The sequence below is a fragment of the Moraxella sp. CTOTU48841 genome, from assembly GCF_032061225.1.
Lineage (GTDB): Bacteria > Pseudomonadota > Gammaproteobacteria > Pseudomonadales > Moraxellaceae > Faucicola > Faucicola cinerea.
In genome coordinates, this window is record NZ_DAMBFQ010000003.1 from 49685 (window position 1) to 71063 (window position 21379).

The following is a 21379-nucleotide window of genomic DNA, read 5'->3' on the forward strand; positions in this document are numbered from 1 at the left end:
TAAATGAGACGTTTACCAGTTTACTTATTGTTAGATACTTCAGGGTCGATGCATGGCGAACCAATTGAATCAGTTAAAAATGGCGTGCAAACCTTATTATCAACATTACGTCAAGATCCATATGCATTAGAAACTGCTTATTTATCGATCATTACTTTCGACTCATCTGCTGACCAAATAGTTCCTCTAACAGAATTAGCTAGTTTCCAAGTCCCTAGCCTTACAGCATCAGGAACAACAAGCTTGGGAGATGCGCTTAGTTTATTAGCTAAATGTATTGATCAAGAAGTTCAAAAAACAACTCCAGAAGTTAAGGGAGATTGGAAGCCCCTCGTATTTTTGATGACAGATGGTTCACCAACAGATAATTGGCAAAGAGGCTTTGAAAGTTTAAAAGCAGTTAAAGCACCGATGATTATCGCATGTGCAGCAGGACATGGTGCAGATACTAGCGTACTTAAACAAATTACAGAGATAGTTGTATCCTTAGATACTGCTGATGCTAATACTATTAAAGCATTCTTTAAATGGGTCTCTGCTAGTGTTTCTATCGGAAGTCAAAAAGTAGATGCTGAATTTAAAGAAGTAGCTGGATTAAGCGATTTACCACCGCCGCCACCTGAAGTCAATATCGTACTTTAATTTAAAAAATATAATTACTTGGTATAGGGGAAATCCTAATGGCTGTTAGTCTAGCAAAAGGGCAAGGTTTATCACTTGAAAAAAGTAAATATGACTTGTCGAAAGTTACAATCGGTTTGGGATGGGATATTAAGCAAAAAAAAGGCTTTTTCGCGAATTTTTTAAACAAAGAAGATGATTATGATTTAGATGTAGTAGCCTTTTTATGCGACTCAAATGGCTTAGTTAGGAATTTGGGCTATGATGCAACAGGTAGTGCAACTTTAGCCGGTGGAGATGTTGTATTTTTTAATAATTTGCGACATCCTTCTGGCCAGATTTGGTTAACAGGTGATAACCGGACTGGTGAAGGTGATGGTGATGATGAGCAGATTATTGTAAACCTTAATCAATTACCGAATTCTTATCAAAAAATAGTATTTATTGTTCAAATATATAATGGAAGAGCGAAAAATCAACATTTTGGGATGGTTGAAAATGCTTTTATTAGAGCCGTTGATGCTCGAGGAGTAGAAATTTTACGATTTGATTTAAATATGACTCAATATGCAAATCAGCGTTCGATGCTTTTTGCTGAATTAATTCGTGAAAATAGTAGCTGGCGATTTAATGCTATAGGTCAACCAGATGCAACAGATAATTTTGTGGATTGGTTAAAACGATTTGTAGCATACTAAATTTTAAAATATAAGTAAAAATGTAAGGTGGATGAATGCGTCGTTTACCAGTCTATATATTACTAGACACATCTGGTTCTATGCGGGGTGAACCTATTCACTCTGTTAATGTAGGATTGCAGACATTGCTTAGTGCCTTGCGTCAGGACCCATATGCATTGGAAAGTGTTTATTTAAGCATTATTACATTTGATATTGAAGCAAGAGAACACTTACCGCTGACAGCACTTGCAGATGTGCAGTTAGGTGAACTTCAATCACCTAGCTCAGGGGCAACTTTTATGGGTGCTGCCTTAGAATTGCTAGTAAACAAGTTAAAAACTGAAATTATATATAATAATACTGATCAAAAAGGTGATTGGAGACCAATGCTATTTGTTATGACAGATGGTTCTCCTTCCGATGTATATGCGTTCGGACAAATGTGCTCAGAAATCAAACAATATAATTTTGCTAGTATTGTAGCTTGTGCTGCTGGTACAAAGGCAAAAACTGAGTTTCTGAAACAGCTCACTAATAAAATTGTTTTACTTGATAATATGGATGCCAATGCCTTCGCAACATTTTTCAAGTGGGTCTCTGCGAGCGTAACATCAGGAAGTATTAGTGCGGGGATCTCACAGCAGCTAGATCTACCCCCACCACCGGCTGAGATACAATTCGTTCTATAAAAAAATACTTAAAAAAAGGACAAACTCATGCGTCGATTGCCTGTGTTTTTTTTGCTTGATTGCTCAGAGTCTATGGTGGGCGAAAATATAGAAGAAATGCAAAAAGGCATGGATTCAGTTATAAAGTATTTGCGTACTGATCCTCATGCACTCGAAACTGTATTTGTTTCCGTTATTGGTTTTGCTGGTATTGTTAGAACCTTACTTCCTCTTATTGAGGTCTTTGCCTATTATCCGCTGACATTACCCATTGGTGGTGGTACGAATTTTGGTAAAGCATTAGAACATCTGATGTTTGAAATTGACAGGAATATTGTAAAGAGTACTGTGGAGAGTAAAGGGGATTGGAAGCCGATAGTATATATTTTCACAGACGGTAGACCAACGGATGACTGTGAAAATGCACTACAAAAATGGAATAAAAACTATAAAGACAAAGCAACACTAATAGCAATTGCCATGGGTGAAGGAGTAGACTTGACATTACTTCGAGCACTAACTGAACATGTTATGATTGCTAAAGACTTATCTGAGCCTGAGTTCAAAAAAATTTTTAAATGGATTAGTGCCTCAGTTTTAGCCCAAAGTCAAAGTCTTGGTACTGAGATGAGTACATTATTACCAAAGCTTGAAGAAGGACTTAGCTATTTAACTAAAGAATATAACAGACCTGTTGTGAAAGTAGATGACTTTAATCTAACTTTGACTGGTCGCTGTTCAAAGAAACACTCACCCTATCTTATTAAATACCAAAAGAACATGCTATATGATTTAGATGATGTGGGACTAAGCATGGCCAACTATCAATTAAAAGGCTGTTACCCGATTTCCGAAGATTATTTTAGTTGGTCAGATAACACTGTTATCGAAAATCAAGTCAATACAAATCTACTGCAGGGTACACCAATTTGTCCACACTGTCATGCCGACTCAGCATTTGCAGTTTGTGGATGTGGGAAGTTGATGTGTTATGACGGATTTTCAGAGTATGTGACTTGTCCATGGTGCCAAAGTTTTGTCAGTTTTTCACAAGGTGAGTCTGTTGGTTTTGATATCTCACGTGGTAAAGGTTAATTATTTGAAGTTAATTACAGCGAATTAATTATGTCACTTACTTTACAAAAAACGAATGCTGTTCCGCTGCATATACCATGTTCAATTGTTGAGTGGTTTAGTCTATTATTTTGTCAAACTAGCTCTAGCAATATTCAAATTTCTCCAAATGATGCAGAAAGCCTTAAAACATTAATAAATGATCCACTTGTATGGAATCAGCTACAAAACTTACTTCAATTAGTTATTCGGCAAGGCGAGTCAATTAATCTAAACATCTCTTCAGATAGCTTATTAGCAAAGACCGTCGCTAAAGGTTTTCAAAATACAGAAACTTTTTTTCATGTTTTTAATGATCAAATGAATATTGAATTTAATTCAGCAAACATAACTGAACCATTAAAAGATGCTGAACAATCAAAAAACTGCGTCAAAATAACAGTGCCCGTTACTCATAGTTCTGACAGAAAACAAATTTTTAGCTACTATCCCGTACACACTTCATTAGAGAGTATTAACGCGTTCCCAAACACAGATTGTTCGACTAAAAACCATTCACAATCTGCTAATAATAATAATGAGATTACAGATATTCAGCCTAAGACAAATAATGAAAGTATTTTAATTGATGTAAATAAACTTGAGTCAATCAATGCTAGTTTAACTGGCGAAACAGTCAGCCAGCAATCATCTACTTCAACAGAGACTAAAATTAAAAAAATGCCAAACTTTCAATTACCGAATGCTAAGGAAAAACAACCCTATAGCGCCACAATTAAATCTACAAACCCCTTAATAGAAACTTTAAAAATTTCAGATGTTAAGATTCCCGAAAGTTTAGGATTAATATTTGATAATAAAAATTTAACTATCAATGGTATACCAAAAGTTGCTGGGGAGTTTCCAATTCCTTTCCAGTATTTCACTTCTACAAACGAAATAAAATCAGATGTTTGCCTGTTAATTGTCAATCCTAATCCTCAGTCATTGTGGCAAAAAAATGAACCCAGTATTGATTTACCTTTTAGAAAAAATCATGAAGATAAAAAATATCTTTTACAGGCTAACTACTCATTGATTGGTTGTAGTAGACGTGGTCGTTCACATGAACATAATGGTACTTTTAGAGACGATGATTTTTTTGTAAGTCCTGTCGAAGATTTCAATGAATGGTCGATTATGATTGTTTGTGATGGAGCAGGTAGCGCTAAGTATTCTAGGGAAGGCTCAAGAATTGTTGTAAGAAAGGTAGGAGAAATACTGCAAGATCAATTAAAAACTTTAATTCCTAAAATAGATGAAGCTTTAGATACAATTAAGCCTCTACAATATGATGAAATTAGTCAAAAAGTTTATGAAGAAATTAACTTGCTATTAAATCCCTTACTACAACAAGCAATTAATGCTGCCATCGATGATATTGAATTAGAAGCAAAAAGGATTCAAGGGGAGTTTAAAGATTTTTCAACTACTTTACTAATCGGTATTAATCGACAACGTCCAAATCAAACGTTTATCACAAGTTTTTGGATGGGTGATGGTGCAATTGCTGTCTATTCAAAAGATAAAATTCGACTTATGGGTAAACCAGATGGTGGACAATATGCAGGGCAGACGAGTTTCTTAAGTCGTAATTTTGCCAACAACATGAACGATCGTATGCGTTGTGGTTTTTATGACAATGTAGAAGCAGTGATCATAATGACCGATGGTATATCTGATCCTAAGTTTGAAACTGATAATGGTTTAGCGAACCTTGAGTTATGGAACGATTTGTGGCGAGAAATACAACCAATGCTAGAAGAAACAGATGCTGATCAAAAGTTGTTGGATTGGATGCATTTCTTTACTCCAGGTCATCATGATGATCGCACTATAGCGATAATGAAACCCAAATCAAATACCACAAAAGGCTGTTCGACAGATGTATCAAAATCACAAGATTTAGTAGAACCAACAGTTACTACGAAAATCACAGAAGAAATAGAAAATAAAGAAAATCTGAATAATAGTTTAGAACATTTAGTCACAACTCCCAACCTTGAAACTGTTGAAAAAATAGATGAAACTCAGCAAGAAGTTCAAATTATAAATAGTGAAATTAGTGTAAAAGGAGACAACTAATGGCAGAAATTGTCACTTGTCAAACTTTTGACGGCAAAACAGTTCAATATGTTGATGAAATAATCGGTTCAGGTGCAATGAAGGATGTATATTTTTCACCTGACAAATCTTATGTTGTATGTTTTTTCAACAAAGAAAAAAATAATTTTTATAAAAATACAGCTGACTTTGAGCGCCAAAAAGACCGTTTGAAAGCCATTGTAGGCAATAAGTGGCAAAGTATTTTTGAAGGTATGGGTGGCGACTATTGGAAGAATATTTTCTGCTGGCCAAATGCTATGCTTGAGCATGGTGGGTTGCTTGGCATAGTTGCACCTACCTATCAACCTTATTTTTTCTTTGAGTATGGTTCGAAAAACAATGACTTTTTAGGTATTCAAGGCAAAGAAAAAGAGGGTAGATGGTTTGCCAGTGCCAGTAATCAAAATCGTTTTCTAGATATTAGAGAAAAAGGCAACTGGCTAAACTATGTCAAAATTTGCATTCTGATAGCTCGTGCTGTTAGACGCATGCATGCTGCTGGTTTAGCACATTCAGACTTATCTTACAAAAATATTCTTATTGATCCTGTGAAGGGTCAGGCATGTGTCATCGATGTGGATGGTTTAGTGGTGCCAGGAAAATATCCACCAGATGTTGTAGGTACACCCGATTTCATCGCGCCTGAAGTTGTTGCTACTTCTCATCTTAGTAAAGACGATCCAAATAGAATTCTTCCTTCGATTGCAACGGATAGGCATGCGTTAGCGGTATTGATTTACATGTATTTACTATATCGCCATCCACTACGAGGGAAAAAAGTACATGACTTAGATGACCCTCAGCGTGATGAAATGTTGAGTATGGGTGAGAAAGCTTTATTTATTGAACACCCAACCGATAAAAGTAACACGGTTAATTTCGATCAGCTAAAGAAAAGTGAGTTACCATGGGGTGACCCAAAATTGATACCGTTTACTGTTACTGGCCCCTATTTAAAAGAGTTGTTTTTGAAAAGCTTCGTAAATGCATTGCATGATCCTTCACAGCGTCCATCTGCCAACGATTGGGAGACTGCACTAGTGAAGACTGTGGATCTCATGCAACCTTGCCAAAATAAAGATTGCTCTCAGCAATGGTATGTATTTGATAATAGTATAAAACCCAAATGTCCATTCTGTGGAACTCCCTTTATAGGCAAATTGCCAATCCTTAATCTTTATTCATCTAAACGTGAAGGTAGCTTTAGACCAGATAATCACAGACTTATGGTGTGGACTGGGCAGTCTTTATTTCTATGGCATGTAAGCAGTCTAATTGCACCTAATGAAAGATTAGCAAGTAATCACACCAAAAGAGTCGGGTACTTCATTTTGCATGAAAATAGATGGTGGTTAGTTAATGAAAATATGCCAGAGCTTTATGATGTCACCAACAAGCGAGCTATTATAATAGGTGGAAAAGTAGAGTTAGTTGACGGTAAACAAATTCTTTTATCTAAACAAGATGGTGGCAGGCTTATTGTTGTACAGATGGTTGAAAATACCTAATTATTTCGAGGAATTGAAAAATGACACAAGTTCTAGTTGCAGGTGCTAATACTGGGTTACCAACAGATAATATTACAATCCGAATAATCAGTAGCAATCCAATCGATTGTGTAGCTTATCGTTTAACTAATAATAACAAAGTTCGTGGCGATGGCGATATGATTTTTTATGGTCAAATGCAAAGTGATGATAGAAGTGTTAATTATCGTGGTCATGAAACAGATTGTTTCTTTGACTTAGATTTACCCAAGCAACCATTCTCAATCGAAAAAATTGCAATCGCATTTTCAAGTAATATGTCAGTTGCACAGCTAGGGAATATTCAACTTCAAGTCATTCAAGGTAGTCAAGTTATTATTGAAAGTGAAGTATTGAGTCAAGGACGTTTAGAAAAGGCCTTAATTCTTGCTGAGTGTTATCGCAGGCAAGGTGCATGGAAATTTCGATTTGTATCGCAAGGATTTGATGGGGGATTAAAACCTTTGTCAGAACATTTTGGCGTTGAAATTGCTGAAGAGAGTTCTGCCAGGTCTTCTAATGCCAGTACAAGTTTGTCAACACCACCGGTTCCTCCAATCCCTAAACCAAGTGCAACTCTAACAACTGAGGTAAACAAATCTAGCCTCAATTTGAATAAGATTACTTTAACTAAAAATCAGTCAACTATCAATTTGGCCAAAAAGGATGATTTTGGCAAAATCTCAATCAATTTAAACTGGAATCAAAGATCAATATCCGATAAATCCAGTCTATTAGGTGGCATATTTGGTTCACAAAATTCTGGGATTGATCTAGATCTCGGTGCCTTTATTGAACTTTCAGATGGTGGTATGCAAGTAATACAAGCATTAGGCAAAAATTTTGGTAAATTTGATCAGTATCCATTTTTAAAGTTAAGAGCCGATGATCGTACTGGTTCTTCTATGGATGGTGAGTGGATAGATATTAATGGTAAGTACTGGCAAAATATTCGTGAAGTGTTGATTTATGCATTTATCTACGATGGTGTCCCTAATTGGAATCAGACAGATGGTGTTGTCACAATTCATGTACCAAATCAGCCACCGATTGAAACTCATTTGACCGAAGGTACAAATAGATTAGGGATGTGTGCGATTGCTAGATTGGTGAATGAAGCTGGCAGCATTAAGGTAGAGCGCATTAATCAATATTTTAGTGGCCATAAAGAAATGGATAAGGCTATGGGGTGGGGCTTTTCTTGGCGTGCAGGTAGTAAATAAGTTTTCATTTGTTGCGTTTAAATAGAAAGTGACCTTGAACAATGGTCACATAAAAAATTGTTCATCATTTTAATCATTATCAATAGTAATTAATAGGAAGATTATATGGCTATTTCACTAAATAAAGGTGGTAACTTATCACTTTCAAAAACGGATCCAAGCTTGAAAAAACTTTTAATTGGGCTTGGTTGGGATGAGCGTGCAACGTCTGGTGCTGAATTCGACTTAGATGCTAGCGTATTTTTAGTTACAGCAAGTGGTAAAGTTCGTGGTGACCATGATTTTATTTTTTATAACCAATTAAAATCTGCTGATGGAGCAGTGGAACATACAGGTGATAACCGTAGTGGTGCAGGTGATGGTGATGATGAGGCTGTCAAAGTCAATTTATCAATGGTTTCACCTGAAATTGATAAAATTGTTATCACTGTTACAATTCATGATGCTCAAGCGCGTGGTCAAAATTTTGGTATGGTAACTAATGCATTTATTCGTGTTGTTAATGATGAAACAGGTGCTGAGGTCGTACGTTTTGATTTGGCCGAAGATTATTCAGTTGAAACCGCTATGGTATTTGGTGAAGTATATCGTCACAGTGGTGAGTGGAAATTCCGTGCCGTGGGTCAAGGCTATTCAGGCGGACTAGCAGCTATGTGTAGACAATATGGCATTAATATTGGTTAAAGATATAAATACAGATAAGAAAGTGGTGTTTATCGCCACTTTTTTTATAAGTCTAATTTAATAGATAAGGTTAGGTTATGAGGCATTTTTATTTTGACATTATTTTTACGCTGGTCGCATTAAGTATTTCAGCATGGTGGGGATTTTCACATGGCGGTATGACCGCGATGTTTTCAGCTTTATTTATTACTTTAATATTAGCAGTGATGGAAGTTTCACTGTCATTCGATAATGCAGTTGTAAATGCTTCTGTACTAAAAAATTGGAATCAATTTTGGAAGACGATTTTTCTTACAGTGGGTATCTTAGTTGCAGTTTTCGGTATGAGACTGTTATTCCCAATTGTCATTGTCGCTTTAACTGCCGATATGAGTATGTCTGACGTAATCAATATGGCATTGAACCAACCAAAACTCTATTCAGAAAAGCTTATAGCGCATCATGCAGAAATATCTGCTTTTGGTGGCATGTTTTTACTTTTAGTTTTTCTAAATTTTATTTTTGACGAGCAGGAAGTTAATTGGTTTGGCTGGTTGGAAAGAAGTCTAGCGCGTTTTGGTAAAATTGATGCAATGAGCGTTTTTGTTGCTTTACTTCTACTAGTATTATCTCTTTTATTAGTAGAATCATCTAACAAGTATGCGGTACTTATTGCCGGAGTTATGGGTATTCTTGTGTACTTGGGTACTAATGTCCTATCTAGTTTGTTAGAAGGGGCAGACGATGATGATGAGTCTACACCAGAAGTTGAAGGAGAAGCTGTCGCTGGTGCAATTATGAAAGGTGGTATTGCAGGGTTTCTATACCTAGAAGTATTGGATGCCTCATTTAGCTTTGATGGAGTAATCGGCGCGTTTGCTATCACAAATGATGTAATTATTATCATGTTAGGTCTAGCTATTGGGGCTATGTTTGTTCGTTCACTAACGCTTTTTCTAGTCGATAAAGGTACTTTAGATGAATTTGTTTATTTAGAACATGGTGCTCACTATGCGATTGGTGCATTAGCGGTGATAATGTTACTTTCAATGAAGTTTCATATTCCAGAAATTGTTACTGGTTTAATTGGAATAGCATTTATTGTTTGGGCGGTATTAAGCTCAATTAAATATAAGAAAGAAAATCCTGAGGCTTAAATTGATATTGGGTACATTATAATTTAATACAGGTATGACATAGGCTTGGTAAAATATTAATCAAATGTCATGCTTGTCTTTAAAGTTATAAATTACAAGATATTAGATTTATATTCTAGATGCATATATATGCTTTCGATAGTATCACAGGGGCTATTAAAGTGACCTTACTTAGTGGAATAAAAGATAAATTTAATAATGTTAGGCAGGATAGAGCAAATAAGGCTGACTTTAAAAGGATGCTAATAGCTGCAGTGTCTGACGGTAAACTGACTGATAGTGAACTTAATACCATTAATCAATTAGCACAGCAATATAACATTGAAGAAGAAGACTTTCTCAAAATTAACGTCGAAGTCTATAAAGCTGCTTTTCAAGCAGTTGTCAGTGATGGAATTATTACTGAGGAGGAAGAACGCAATATTCAAGAAATCCAGAACGTTCTCATGGTTGATGTAAATCAAATTCCACAAGAGTTACAAATTATCGACTATCATCGCCAATTACGCCAAATTCAACAAGGTTATTTGCCAACATTATCTATAAACGGACTTATTTTAAAATCCAATGAAGTAACACACTTTTTAATTGAAGCAGGTTTACTAGAAGAGCGGGTAGTTCGACGTGGATATCAGGGTGGATCTGCTGGAGTCAATATTCGTGTCGCTAAAGGTGTGAACTTTCGAGTTGGTCAGCAAAAGGGCAGAATGATTAGTGAAACTGGAATCGTTGAGATAGATACTGGTAGTTTTGTGGTAACCAATCAGCGTGTCATGTTTGTCGGTAGTAAAAAATCATTTAGCTATCCATTTAATCAACTAATCGGCTATCAAGTATTTACCAATGGAATTGATATTAGTACCGCTAAAGGTGTCACCCGTAATTTGACATTTAAACGTAGCTACGACTCTGATGTTCTTCAACTCATTTTAATGCACGTAACTAGCAACTAAGTTAAATCTCTCAATATGTTACCTAAAAACAATGATGACATGAAATAATAACAAGGATAATTCTCATGCAATTGATTCGTGGTCAAAAGCTTAAACTATCAGACGTTTTAAACCCTCAGCAAAATTTTAGCTTAGAGGTTGAAACGCTAGCAGGACTAACACTGGATATCGCGTTATTTGGTTTAAATCATCAGGCAAAACTCAGTGATGAAGCCTACATGATTTTTTATAATCAACCTCAAAGTCCTTGCAGTAGCATTAAGCTAACCCAGAACAGTTCAAACCAAGTTTATTTTGATGTTAATCTTAGGACTTTACCTAACAGTATTGAGAAATTAGTTCTCACCATTACCATTGATGGCAATCAAGTCATGTCACAATTGCCAGTAACACCCATTAAGATTAACCAGCAATCAATCACAGTCGCAAGTTTTATCATTGATGGTAGTATGTTTCAGCAAGAGAAAGCCATCATGGTATTAGAGCTTTATAAGAAAGACGCCATTTGGCGAATGAGCGCGGTCGGTCAAGGTTTTAATGGTGGTTTAGCGGCATTGATTCAATATTTCGGCGGTGAAGTGGCTAATGAGCTACCTGTAACTATACCGCAAATTACTCCTACCGCAACTCAGCCATCTAAAATCGACCTAAAGAAAAAGCTATCCATACAAAAAGCAGAAAAAACTGGTAACGCGAGTATCATTGATTTAACTAAAAAATCATTAGTACAACTTGAAAAGAAAAATCTATTGGATCTACAAGCTCGAGTTGCATTGGTGCTTGATGCCTCAGGCTCCATGAATTGGCAATATAAAAATGGAGATGTACAGCAAGTGGTTAACCGACTGATGCCGTTAGCGATTAGCTTCGATAATGACGGTAGCTTTGAATGCTGGGCATTTGCACAATACACTACTCGACTTGATGATGTGAATTTAGACAATGTTACTGATTTTATCAACCAGACTCGACGAGGTTGGAAAAATTGGTTAGTTGGCTCAAGGATCAATGAGGAAATCCCCGCAATAGAGGCCGTCATCAATTATTATCAGCAGTTTAATGATGGCATCCCTGTTTACGTGTTATTTATTTCTGATGGTGGTGTAGGTAGTGGTAGACAAATGCAAAAGCTACTAACAGAAGCGGCAAAATTGCCTATATTTTGGCAATTTGTTGGTATTGGTGGACACAATTATGGCGTATTAGAGAAGCTAGATGATATGACAGGACGTATTGTTGATAATTGCAATTTTTTTGATTTAGACAGCCTTAATAGTATTAGTGATGATCACATATATGAACTACTCTTAGAAGAGTTTCCAATGTGGTTAACTGAAGCTAAGGAAAAACAAGTGATTCGATGACTGTTAACCGTTTAAAAAGTTTTAAAAGGTCATACTATTCCACGCGATGATTGTAGGGGCATCATAATCGCTAGAGTTTAGAAATCAGTTAGGGATATGAAAATAGAATTCAACTATAAAAATAGGAAAGCAAACAGTAATTTTAGTATAGCCAATGCAAATATCAGTTATCCTGATTATGCCAACTTTATTAATATTAGCTAAATCTAAGAAACTAAAAAGTAAGTAGAATTAAGTTAGAATTATTTTGGTTCTACTTGAAAACTATTTAAGAATTAAATTAGTGCATGAAGAAATTTTCAGAGATAGGTTGTTAAAAATGTTAAGTTAATAAATTCCCTACCTGAGCAAGGACGGATAGTTGTCTTACTAATGGGTGGAATAAAAGGTAAGACCTTATCGAAACAAAATCTTGAAAATGCGGATGTCATTATTGCTACAGGTAAATTTATCAGTGAGGGATTTGATTTACCGAGTTTAGATACCTTGTTTATCACACTGCCGATTTCTTGGAAAGGAATTGCCACGCAATATCTTGGTCGCATTGAGCGAAACTTTAATGGAAAAAAGCTGTTGCAAGTGTATGATTATGTGGATATCACTCACCCTGTACTCAATAAAATGTACCAACGTAGAGCAACCGCTTATAAAAAACTGGGCTACTTAAATAATATTAAAATGTAATTATTTTAGTTCTATTTATAAACCATTTTAATTTCAAATTAGTTAAATATTTTCTTAACTATATTCTGATTATTTACAATTTTTTTGCTTCAATTTATGATATGTCGATTTTTAAGGCAAATTTCGACATATTGTGATTTAGTGTCGATGGCGTCGACATAAAAATGTCTCGTGTCGATTTTTGGTACTATTTTCGACATCATATCGATATCTTGCTTAAAGATTGTATCAGAGCATTTAAAAAATCCTACCAGATAGGTAGCTAAACAATGGGGTAAGGAGCGTTTTAATACTCAAACCTTTATCATTCATCATCATTTAACTCTGTATCGCCTAGCAATGATTGCTGAGAGTCTAGAAACCTTTCTATGGTGATTAAGTTTAGAAATTATTTATTTTCATTCAACTTACTAGGCAGTGTCCCTAATTCAAAAACAGGATAAAAAATGTCAAAATGAGCTCACAGCAAAGCATTTTGGGTAGGTTCATTCGATGTTTGAATAACCCTCATCAAATTCATATTTTCTAAAAGTTGACTCGTTGAGAGAGATTGTTCATCCACACTTTCACCGTATTCTTTTTCAAAGAATTGGGAAAAAGCAGCCATATCCACATCTTTAACCGATGAAAATGGAACGGGCAGTTCATCGGTATGAATTAAAGCTGTCTGTTGAAAAATCCGTTGCAACTCTACTCTAGCGGTGACTTTTCGCTTATCTGAACCACTTTTAACATAGACATGCAAGTTTTTATCCATATATGGTTTACTCACACCCTCTGGGATGTGAACAAGCATAACCATGCCGTTAGGTAAATTAAAATTTTGAGTGGTAGGTGTAATAGGAGGACGCATATGGTCAGTGCTAGCATTTGAAACCAATTGGTTGATTCGACCAATATCCTCAATAGTCAATCCGGCAAGCGTGCCATTGTCATTGACACCAATTAATAGATAACCGCCTGCGCTATTGCTAAAAGCGACCATCTCTTGAGCAAGAGAATCAGAACGAGTGACATCAGATTTAAATTGATGTTGGCTATCTTCACCTAAGGCAATCAAATTTAATAAATCGCTAGTTTGTATCTAAGACCATCCAAAATGGAGTAGGGGAATCCACTCACATCTTATCAATTAACAAATATAGGCGTAAGACTTTTTTATAGAAGCTAAAATAAATAAGATAAATTTAAATTACAATTTAATAAAAATAAAATATATGAAGGAAATATAAGTAAGCTTTAGCCATAAACTATTTAAAAATAATTAAATATCTTAAAAAAATGGTAGAATAGTCATACAAAAAATTAGCTCATTTTCAGTGCCAATTTTAAGATTTCAAAAAATAATATATCTTAAATAATGTTAAAGTACAGACAATAAAAAAAGGCTAAAAGCCTTTTTTTATAATGCATAGCGTATAATATGATATAACGTAGATTGAAGCATTTTACGTTCCGCAACTTTGCCAAAGTCGGGTTTTTTTTTATCACTATGTGGCTAAATACTAACGGTTTAATTGTTGACCCAATTGCATCGCCATCGCGATATTATAGGCAGTTTTTTCAACATTCTGTTTTGCTAAAGCAAGTGCTTCATCAAGCGAGCCTAAAGTTTGAATACTGGGAATCGCTATTGTAAAACCATCGTCTTTCCAATGGCTGTGTGGGTCATCGACTACGCCACAAATGGCGATAACGGGCACATTAACTGCTTTGGCAAGTGATAGCACGCCTGATGCCACTTTGCCCATGGACGTTTGAAAATCCATTTTCCCTTCACCGGTTATGACCAAATCTGCTTGCTGAATCATTTGCTCAAGATTACTAAATTCACTTACCAACTGAAACCCGCCAGTCATTGTTGCCGATAAAAACGTCATTAACGCAAACCCCAAACCGCCTGCCGCACCTGCGCCTGCTTCATTACGATTATCGGGGAAATTTTGACGGCTAGCAATATTGGCAAAATGGCTAAGGGCATTATCTAAAATAACGATATCGTCTAGCGTCGCCCCTTTTTGCGGGGCATACACATGGCTAGCACCGAGTTTGCCACATAATGGATTGGTCACATCACAGGCGACGGTAATACTAATATCAGCGATTTTATCGTTAACTGCATGGTTATCAATGAACGCCAATGCCGCTAAAGCTTTACCACCTTGCACAAGCTCATGATGCTGTGAATCCAAGAAACGATAGCCCAAGGCCTTTAGCATACCTGTACCTGCATCATTGGTGGCACTGCCACCGATACCCAGGATAATATGTTTTGCGCCTTTATCAATCGCATCAAGTAGCATTTCACCCACGCCATAAGTGGTAGCGATACTTGGGTCTCGCTCTGCCTGTGTCAGTAGGTGCAAGCCAGCACAGCTTGCCATCTCAATAATGGCAGTTTGATTGGGCAGTAGCACATAGCTTGCCTCAATCGGGCGCATCAAAGGGTCATGTGCAATGATACTTTGCCATTCGCCAGACAGCGTTTCTTTAAGCGCCGCAGCCGTGCCTTCACCACCATCTGCCATCGGTATTTTAATCATGTCAGCTTCTTTAAAAACAGTGGTAAATCCTGTCTCAATGGCATCACATACTTCACTGGCAGTGAGACTTTCTTTAAATGAATCTGGGGCAATAACAATTTTCACGGTACTTTTCCTAAAGTTATTTTATGACAGGCTATGACTTAAAGTAGAATAATCGATAATAACCAGATAAACACCATACTGACGACACCTTGGATACCTGTAGCGACAGTATGGGCTTTATAGGCTTGTGGCACACTCATACGACTAAACTGACTGACAACCCAAAAATAGCTGTCGTTGGCATGTGATACGGTCATCGCACCTGCCCCAATTGCCATGACACAAAGCACTCGGCCCATATCACTGTCCATACCAATTTGCCCTAACATCGGTGCGACTAAGGCAGAGGTGGTTACCAATGCCACCGTGGTTGATCCTTGAGCGGTTTTGAGTGCCGCCGAAACGATAAAAGGCATTAAAATACCTAGACCTAAACTACTTAGCGTTTCGCCCAAATAAGTACCTACCGATGTGGCTTTTAACATAGCACCAAAAGCGCCCCCAGCCCCGGTAATCAACAGAATTGGCGCCGCTACCGTTAAGCCCTCAGCGATACTATCGCTAATTAGTTGACTTTTATTATTGCCTTTAATGAGTAAAAACGATAAAAACAGACCGATAAGTAAAGCAGAAAGTGGATGACCAACAAAGCCTAATAGTTGAGCCAATAATCCACTGCCCAATGGTTTAGAAGGAAATGCTACGATAGACGCCAGACATATCAATATAATGGGTACAATAATCGGTAAAAATGCCATCGTGGCTGATGGCAGCTGACCATATTGCTCACGCGCTTGCATCACTGCGGCTTTGTCAGTTGACATGAATGGATTGTCTGATTCAGGAATGGCCGTTAAAAAACGCTGGGACCATAACCAACCTGCGGTTACCGCCACTACCGAAACCAATAGACCCATACCGATGACTAAGCCAAGATTGGCTTCCAGACCAAGATTACCTGCGGCAGCAATAGGGCCGGGGGTTGGAGGTACAAAAGTATGCGTGGAATAAAGACCCGTTGCTAACGCAACACTCATAGCGACGTTGGAAACTTTTAAGCGGTTCGCCAATGATTCTTTTAGTGAATTTAAAATCACAAATCCCGAGTCGCAAAATACAGGAATCGATACCACAGCACCGACAATTGACATGGTTAGCGTTGGGAATCGTTCGCCAAGTAGCTTAATTACGGTTTCTGCCATCACGATTGCAGCACCCGTCTTTTCTAAAATAAGTCCAATAATTGTGCCAAATACGATGACCAAGCCAATATAACCTAAAATATTCCCAAAGCCCTCGGCAATCGTCTTAGGCACAGTGGCAATAGGAACTTGATAAAACAGTGCGACTAAAAATGCTGAAAGAATCAACACCAAAAACGGGTGCCATTTTAATTTTGCAGTGGCAACAATAATAAAGATAATAACAATAGCAAGCCAAAGTACAATCATCGGAACATCCTTTTTCCCATAGTTTCATGAGTTAACTGAGTTTATCCATCACATCAGCTAACTGTAGCAAATATGTACGAAACAATACCAGAACTTTTGACTGACATACCGTATTATTTCTAGAGGCAATTTTGGCGTATTGCGATAATTAATTTAACCGTGAAAAGGACTTTGACACGATGAACCAGCAAATAAAAAATCAGCACGACCTTAAACAGTATGAACAAAATTTTCCTTTAAACCTGCCTAGCAGCACCTATCAGATGCTATGTGAGAGCGAAGCTCAGTTTGGTGATAAAAAAGCCCTTACCTTTGTTTTGAATGCTACGCAATATCAAAACAGCACAAGCTATAGCTATCGGGAACTATTGGCATATATACGTCAAACGGCTAATATGCTTTATTCGTTGGGCGCCGATAAAGATACGGTCATCGCGATATTGTTACCAAATTTACCCGAAACTCACTTTTGTATCTGGGGCGGTGAGGCAACGGGTATTATTTTTCCGATTAACCCATTGCTTGAACCGTCTGTGATTGCTGGCTTATTAAATGAAGTCAAAGCAACGTTTCTGATCACGCTTGCGCCAATACCAAGCCAAGATAACAAGCCGCAGCTTTGGGACAAGGCCGTAGCGGTTGCCAAGCTTACCCCAAGTTTGCAGCATATCATTGGGGTGACAATTGCTCATCATGTTGCGCATCAACTTAATATAACCTTGCCAGATACAAGTAAAGAATTTGTACAGCAGTTACCACAGACGATCACCTATCATGATTTTTACACGGGAATGGCAAACCAGCCTAAAGATAGATTAATTAACCCCCGTACCATTGTGGCTGAGGAGCTATCTTCATTCTTTGGAACCGGTGGTACAACTGGCACGCCCAAAATTGCCATGCGCAATCATAAAAATGAAGTCGCCAATGTCTTGCAAGCACGGGCATTGTTTGGTGAAGACATGCTAAATCAAGGCAATGTCGTGCTGTGTGGACTGCCGCTATTTCACGTCAATGCCGTCATGGTCACAGGATCATTACCGTTATCGATGGGGGGTGAAATCTTACTGGTTTCCCCAGAGGGTTATCGCGGTGAGGGGGTGATGGCAAATTTTTGGTCAATTATTGCGCATTATCGCGTGAGTTTTTTTAGTGGTGTGCCCACGCTTTTTGCTGGATTATTAAATCTACCAGTTGGCGACCATGATATTGCTAGTTTAAAGCACTGTTTGTGTGGGGCAGCCCCGATGCCGATAGAAGTATTTAAGCAATTTGAAAAACAAACAGGGGTACAAATCATTGAAGCGTATGGTATGACGGAAGGCAATTGTGGTAGTTCAGCCAACCCAAGATTTGGGGAGAAGAAAATTGGTTCAATAGGGCTACGTTTCCCGTATCAGCCTATGCAAGTGATGATGCTTGATGATCATGGCAAGTTTGTGCGAGTTGCCAACACAGGCGAGGTGGGCAATATTTGTATTCGCGGCGATAATGTGTTTGTCGGCTATTATTTGGCGCAGCAAAATCAAGGGATTTGGGTAACTGACTCTGACAATCAAACTTGGTTTAATTCAGGCGATTTGGGCTATCAAGATGCAGATGGCTACTTTTTCTTGACGGGCAGAAAAAAAGAGTTAATTATCCGAGGTGGACACAACATTGACCCAAAAATGATCGAAGAGGTGGTTTATCAATATGACGGGGTAGCTGGCTGTGCTGCCATTGGTAAGCCTGATAGCTATACAGGCGAGTTACCTGTTTTATTCGTTGCCCCTAAGCCGGGTGTCAACTTAGATACGGATAAACTCATGCAATTTTGCCAACAAAACATTGGTGAAAAAGCGGCGATTCCTAAAGCCATCTACGTGATTGATGCATTACCCTTAACCGCCGTGGGTAAAGTATTTAAACCTGCACTAAAACGTCAAGCGACGGTAATGGCTGTCAGTGAATTACTACTACAACATCATATTAATGCTACCGTCAGCAGCAAAGACGACCCTACTTATGGGTTTATTGTGCTAGTCAAACTAGATGGCGATGCGTCGCATCAACCACAAGCCAAAACAGTGCTAGACCAGTTAGCCATTCATTGGCAGTGGGATGAATAGGTTTTTAACTGATCAAAGCAATAACCTGATTAAGCGATGGTACAAGACAAGCGGTAATATGTATGATTCATAGAAAATGTTAAGAAAACGTTAAATTGAAACGATTTCTATGAATCATACCCATCAACACATATCCTAAAAACTTGTCAAACAACCCTAGCCACTCATCTTCACTCAGCTTGATATTGCCTTCATGGTCGGTGCTTACAATAGATTGAGCAAGTTTGGCGGCAGGGTTCCACCAAGGGTTATAATGAATCACCGTGTCGGCGGCGGTCAGGTTTAGTCTCACGCCGCCTGCTTTTAGGCTAATCAAAAATACAGGCACTTGCCCCGATTGGAATGTCTCAATCGCCTCGCTACGTTTTTGGCTGACATATTATACCAAACCCAATAATTACAGTATTGCTCACGACGAGCAGTGAGGAGTATGGCAGGGGCAGGCGGTTATCGTGAACATGATATTTTGGTTTTAACTGAAACAGGCGCTGACAATATCACAGGCTTCGCCTATGGTCCTGCGCATAACATTATCAGTTAGCTTACTTTAGCATGACTTACTACCAACCAAGGGGAAACTAAATGACAACTTTTGCACTTTCACCCACTGCCGTAGCAATGCAACAACCAGCTGCCGAGCCGTATGTTAAAGATCCTGTGTTACTCAAAAAAGCCGCCAAAGCCAGTTTTATTGGTAACTTTGTCGAGTGGTTTGATTACGCATCGTATGGCTACTTTGCCACTGTCATCGCTAGCGTATTTTTTGCTAAAACCGATCCAACCGTCGCATTGATGTCAACTTATGCAATTTTTGCGCTATCCTTTATTGTCCGTCCGTTTGGGGGTATTTTTTGGGGACATATTGGCGATAAATACGGTCGTAAAACCATGCTGATCATCGCATCTGTGTTGTTTATCGCGTTGACAGTGCCTTTGTTTCATATGCTAAGCCTGGGTGGGTTTTTAACCATTGTGTTGATTCAACTGGTGTTCTCGCTGTTATTATCCGTCAATGACGGTACACTACCGGCATTTTTAAGTGAGATTTTCCCAGTCGAGGTGCGTTATTCAGGTTTTGCTTTCACCTTTAACTCAGCCAATGCGCTACTCGGTGGCACAACCCCCTTGATGGCAACTTGGTTAATGAGTAAAACAGGCAGTCAAATCGCGCCAGCTTGGTTATTGGTGATAGCAAGCGTAATTGCGCTGGCAGCAACGGTGATGTATAAAAAATCCGATAGTGTGTCTATTTTAGAAAAACGTTAGAAAAATAATCGATTAACCACGGTTATCAATAACCCCATCAAGTTTATTTAAGTTTTTTCCCAAAGTGGTTTTAGCCAACCTTGTTTGCTAGAATCACTTTTTTTATCCCCCATTTTTTAGGAATTGCCAGTGACTTGTAAATCTGCTTTCGCTACCAACCAATCCCCTAACACGCGCAATCATGCGACGATGGGTGGCTTGCAAGTCATTGCGGCGGCTATCTGTTGGGGCACGCTGGGTATCTTTACCACTTATCTACATCAACTGGGTTTTGATAGTGTGCAAATTGCCATTTTAAGAGTGGTGACCGCTGCTATGATGCTACTGATGTTATTGCCATCGTTGTGGACATCTATTAGGCAGTTGTCATTTGGCGAGATATTACAGTTGAGCTTGCAATCGTTGATTGGCGTGCTAGGCATGACGGTTTGCTATTTTATCGCGGTCAATTTTGTGGGGGCGGGCATTGCGGTATCGTTACTGTATACGGCGCCGATTTTTAGTTTGGTATTGGCATTTTTTTTATTAAAAGAACCGATAACAAAAAAATCATTTACCTTAGCTTGCATCGCGGTATTGGGCGTGGCATTGACAACGCTCAGTGAGAACTTTACGTTGAGTTGGGGGATGGTGTTTGGTCTATTGTCTGGGGTGTGCTATTCACTGTATGGCATTTTAGGAAAAAAAGCCTTACACAAACGCTATCCACCGACCTTGGTGTTTTTTAGCTCAGTGGTGATTAGTGCCCTAGCTTTATTATTCCTACCGATGACCTATCAAACCTATGCCAAAGCCTTCACCATGCCTGCCATCACTTGGTTGTGGGTGATGGGGCTCAGCCTAGTGGGTACCGTTATTCCGTTTTTCTTGTATATGTCAGCCTTGCACAAACTCCCTGCAACCAAAGCTTCGGTATTCACCGTGTTTGAGCCGTTTACCGCGATTGTATTGTCGATCGTATTACTGCACCAATCGCTCAATGGCATGCAGTACTTAGGGATGATATTAATCCTTTTAGCCACCCTCCTAAACTCTATCAAATTGCCCATGCAGCGTCATCGGCAATTGACAGAAGTCGATACTCAAGTCTAATAATAGCCTAACACTGTGTAAACATCCCTGATTTGGGCTTCACAATGATGATATCAATGCTCAATATCCTAATGTGGCACAGCCCTTGCATTCTATAAAACCATATATTTTTC

18 protein-coding genes and 1 pseudogene are annotated in these 21379 nt (G+C 38.2%); 15 read left to right on the forward strand and 4 right to left on the reverse strand.

The features are described from left to right. Positions 1-3: 3 nt before the first annotated feature. From RT034_RS04685 to RT034_RS04740, 12 genes are all read left to right on the forward strand, one after another. A complete protein-coding gene (locus RT034_RS04685) occupies positions 4-642 on the forward strand; it encodes a vWA domain-containing protein (protein ID WP_313014249.1) in 639 nt (212 codons plus the stop codon). Between the two features lie 38 nt (positions 643-680). Next, entirely contained in the window at positions 681-1319 is a 639-nt protein-coding gene (locus RT034_RS04690) for a TerD family protein (protein ID WP_284034993.1), read from the forward strand. Between the two features lie 35 nt (positions 1320-1354). Beyond that, positions 1355-1990 carry a vWA domain-containing protein gene (locus tag RT034_RS04695; protein WP_313014253.1) on the forward strand — a complete coding sequence of 212 codons (636 nt, stop codon included), beginning with the start codon at positions 1355-1357 and terminating at the stop codon, positions 1988-1990. Between the two features lie 27 nt (positions 1991-2017). Continuing rightward, positions 2018-3064 (forward strand): TerY-C metal binding domain-containing protein, encoded by a 1047-nt coding sequence (locus RT034_RS04700; RefSeq protein ID WP_313014255.1) that lies wholly within the window; start codon positions 2018-2020, stop codon positions 3062-3064. Positions 3065-3094: 30 nt separating this feature from the next. Further along, positions 3095-5167, forward strand: coding sequence for a PP2C family serine/threonine-protein phosphatase (locus RT034_RS04705; RefSeq protein WP_313014257.1), 2073 nt, complete (start codon positions 3095-3097; stop codon positions 5165-5167). Then, a complete protein-coding gene (locus RT034_RS04710) occupies positions 5167-6696 on the forward strand; it encodes a helix-hairpin-helix domain-containing protein (protein ID WP_313014260.1) in 1530 nt (509 codons plus the stop codon). Before RT034_RS04705 ends, RT034_RS04710 begins: the two co-directional genes overlap by 1 nt. A 20-nt stretch (positions 6697-6716) precedes the next feature. After that, on the forward strand, positions 6717-7937 hold the full coding sequence (locus tag RT034_RS04715; RefSeq protein ID WP_313014263.1) for a TerD family protein: 1221 nt from the start codon (positions 6717-6719) through the stop codon (positions 7935-7937). A gap of 105 nt (positions 7938-8042) precedes the next feature. Beyond that, entirely contained in the window at positions 8043-8621 is a 579-nt protein-coding gene (locus RT034_RS04720; RefSeq protein WP_284034999.1) for a TerD family protein, read from the forward strand. A 77-nt stretch (positions 8622-8698) separates the two neighbouring features. After that, positions 8699-9757, forward strand: coding sequence for a DUF475 domain-containing protein (locus tag RT034_RS04725; RefSeq protein ID WP_284035000.1), 1059 nt, complete (start codon positions 8699-8701; stop codon positions 9755-9757). 161 nt (positions 9758-9918) lie between these two features. Continuing rightward, on the forward strand, positions 9919-10710 hold the full coding sequence (locus RT034_RS04730) for a hypothetical protein (RefSeq protein WP_313014268.1): 792 nt from the start codon (positions 9919-9921) through the stop codon (positions 10708-10710). A gap of 65 nt (positions 10711-10775) precedes the next feature. Beyond that, entirely contained in the window at positions 10776-12074 is a 1299-nt protein-coding gene (locus RT034_RS04735; RefSeq protein ID WP_313014271.1) for a VWA domain-containing protein, read from the forward strand. Positions 12075-12446: 372 nt separating this feature from the next. Next, positions 12447-12758, forward strand: coding sequence for a hypothetical protein (locus RT034_RS04740; protein WP_313014274.1), 312 nt, complete (start codon positions 12447-12449; stop codon positions 12756-12758). A gap of 460 nt (positions 12759-13218) precedes the next feature. Here RT034_RS04740 and RT034_RS04745 read toward each other — a convergent pair whose 3' ends face one another. The 3 genes from RT034_RS04745 to RT034_RS04755 all read right to left on the reverse strand — a co-directional run bounded on the left by RT034_RS04745 (position 13219) and on the right by RT034_RS04755 (position 16797). Then, positions 13219-13818 carry an AlbA family DNA-binding domain-containing protein gene (locus tag RT034_RS04745; RefSeq protein WP_284035004.1) on the reverse strand — a complete coding sequence of 200 codons (600 nt, stop codon included), beginning with the start codon at positions 13816-13818 and terminating at the stop codon, positions 13219-13221. Positions 13819-14263: 445 nt separating this feature from the next. Continuing rightward, positions 14264-15406: a glycerate kinase gene (locus RT034_RS04750; protein ID WP_313014277.1), complete on the reverse strand. Its 1143-nt coding sequence runs from the start codon at positions 15404-15406 to the stop codon at positions 14264-14266. Between the two features lie 38 nt (positions 15407-15444). Next, positions 15445-16797: a GntP family permease gene (locus tag RT034_RS04755; protein WP_313014280.1), complete on the reverse strand. Its 1353-nt coding sequence runs from the start codon at positions 16795-16797 to the stop codon at positions 15445-15447. Between the two features lie 179 nt (positions 16798-16976). On the opposite strand from RT034_RS04755, the gene RT034_RS04760 reads away from it, so the two are divergent. Continuing rightward, positions 16977-18908: an acyl-CoA synthetase gene (locus RT034_RS04760; RefSeq protein WP_313014283.1), complete on the forward strand. Its 1932-nt coding sequence runs from the start codon at positions 16977-16979 to the stop codon at positions 18906-18908. Positions 18909-19047: 139 nt separating this feature from the next. On the opposite strand, the pseudogene RT034_RS04765 reads toward RT034_RS04760, so the two are convergent. After that, a pseudogene (locus RT034_RS04765) lies at positions 19048-19281 on the reverse strand (helicase-related protein); the annotation flags it as partial. Between the two features lie 245 nt (positions 19282-19526). Here RT034_RS04765 and RT034_RS04770 point away from each other — a divergent pair. Together RT034_RS04770 and RT034_RS04775 are read left to right on the forward strand one after the other, a co-directional pair. After that, positions 19527-20174: an MFS transporter gene (locus tag RT034_RS04770; RefSeq protein WP_313014756.1), complete on the forward strand. Its 648-nt coding sequence runs from the start codon at positions 19527-19529 to the stop codon at positions 20172-20174. 129 nt (positions 20175-20303) lie between these two features. Beyond that, positions 20304-21266, forward strand: coding sequence for a DMT family transporter (locus tag RT034_RS04775; protein WP_313014287.1), 963 nt, complete (start codon positions 20304-20306; stop codon positions 21264-21266). The last annotated feature ends 113 nt before the right edge of the window (positions 21267-21379 follow it).

Bases quoted from the DNA above. Each gene is read 5' to 3' on its own strand.
- RT034_RS04700 (WP_313014255.1), top strand. From the start codon at position 2,018: ATGCGTCGATTGCCTGTGTTTTTTTTGCTTGATTGCTCAGAGTCTATG.
- RT034_RS04760 (WP_313014283.1), top strand. From the start codon at position 16,977: ATGAACCAGCAAATAAAAAATCAGCACGACCTTAAACAGTATGAACAA.
- RT034_RS04755 (WP_313014280.1), bottom strand. From the start codon at position 16,797: ATGATTGTACTTTGGCTTGCTATTGTTATTATCTTTATTATTGTTGCC.
- RT034_RS04725 (WP_284035000.1), top strand. From the start codon at position 8,699: ATGAGGCATTTTTATTTTGACATTATTTTTACGCTGGTCGCATTAAGT.
- RT034_RS04715 (WP_313014263.1), top strand. From the start codon at position 6,717: ATGACACAAGTTCTAGTTGCAGGTGCTAATACTGGGTTACCAACAGAT.
- RT034_RS04740 (WP_313014274.1), top strand. From the start codon at position 12,447: ATGGGTGGAATAAAAGGTAAGACCTTATCGAAACAAAATCTTGAAAAT.
- RT034_RS04705 (WP_313014257.1), top strand. From the start codon at position 3,095: ATGTCACTTACTTTACAAAAAACGAATGCTGTTCCGCTGCATATACCA.
- RT034_RS04690 (WP_284034993.1), top strand. From the start codon at position 681: ATGGCTGTTAGTCTAGCAAAAGGGCAAGGTTTATCACTTGAAAAAAGT.
- RT034_RS04770 (WP_313014756.1), top strand. From the start codon at position 19,527: ATGCAACAACCAGCTGCCGAGCCGTATGTTAAAGATCCTGTGTTACTC.
- RT034_RS04685 (WP_313014249.1), top strand. From the start codon at position 4: ATGAGACGTTTACCAGTTTACTTATTGTTAGATACTTCAGGGTCGATG.
- RT034_RS04720 (WP_284034999.1), top strand. From the start codon at position 8,043: ATGGCTATTTCACTAAATAAAGGTGGTAACTTATCACTTTCAAAAACG.
- RT034_RS04735 (WP_313014271.1), top strand. From the start codon at position 10,776: ATGCAATTGATTCGTGGTCAAAAGCTTAAACTATCAGACGTTTTAAAC.
- RT034_RS04710 (WP_313014260.1), top strand. From the start codon at position 5,167: ATGGCAGAAATTGTCACTTGTCAAACTTTTGACGGCAAAACAGTTCAA.
- RT034_RS04695 (WP_313014253.1), top strand. From the start codon at position 1,355: ATGCGTCGTTTACCAGTCTATATATTACTAGACACATCTGGTTCTATG.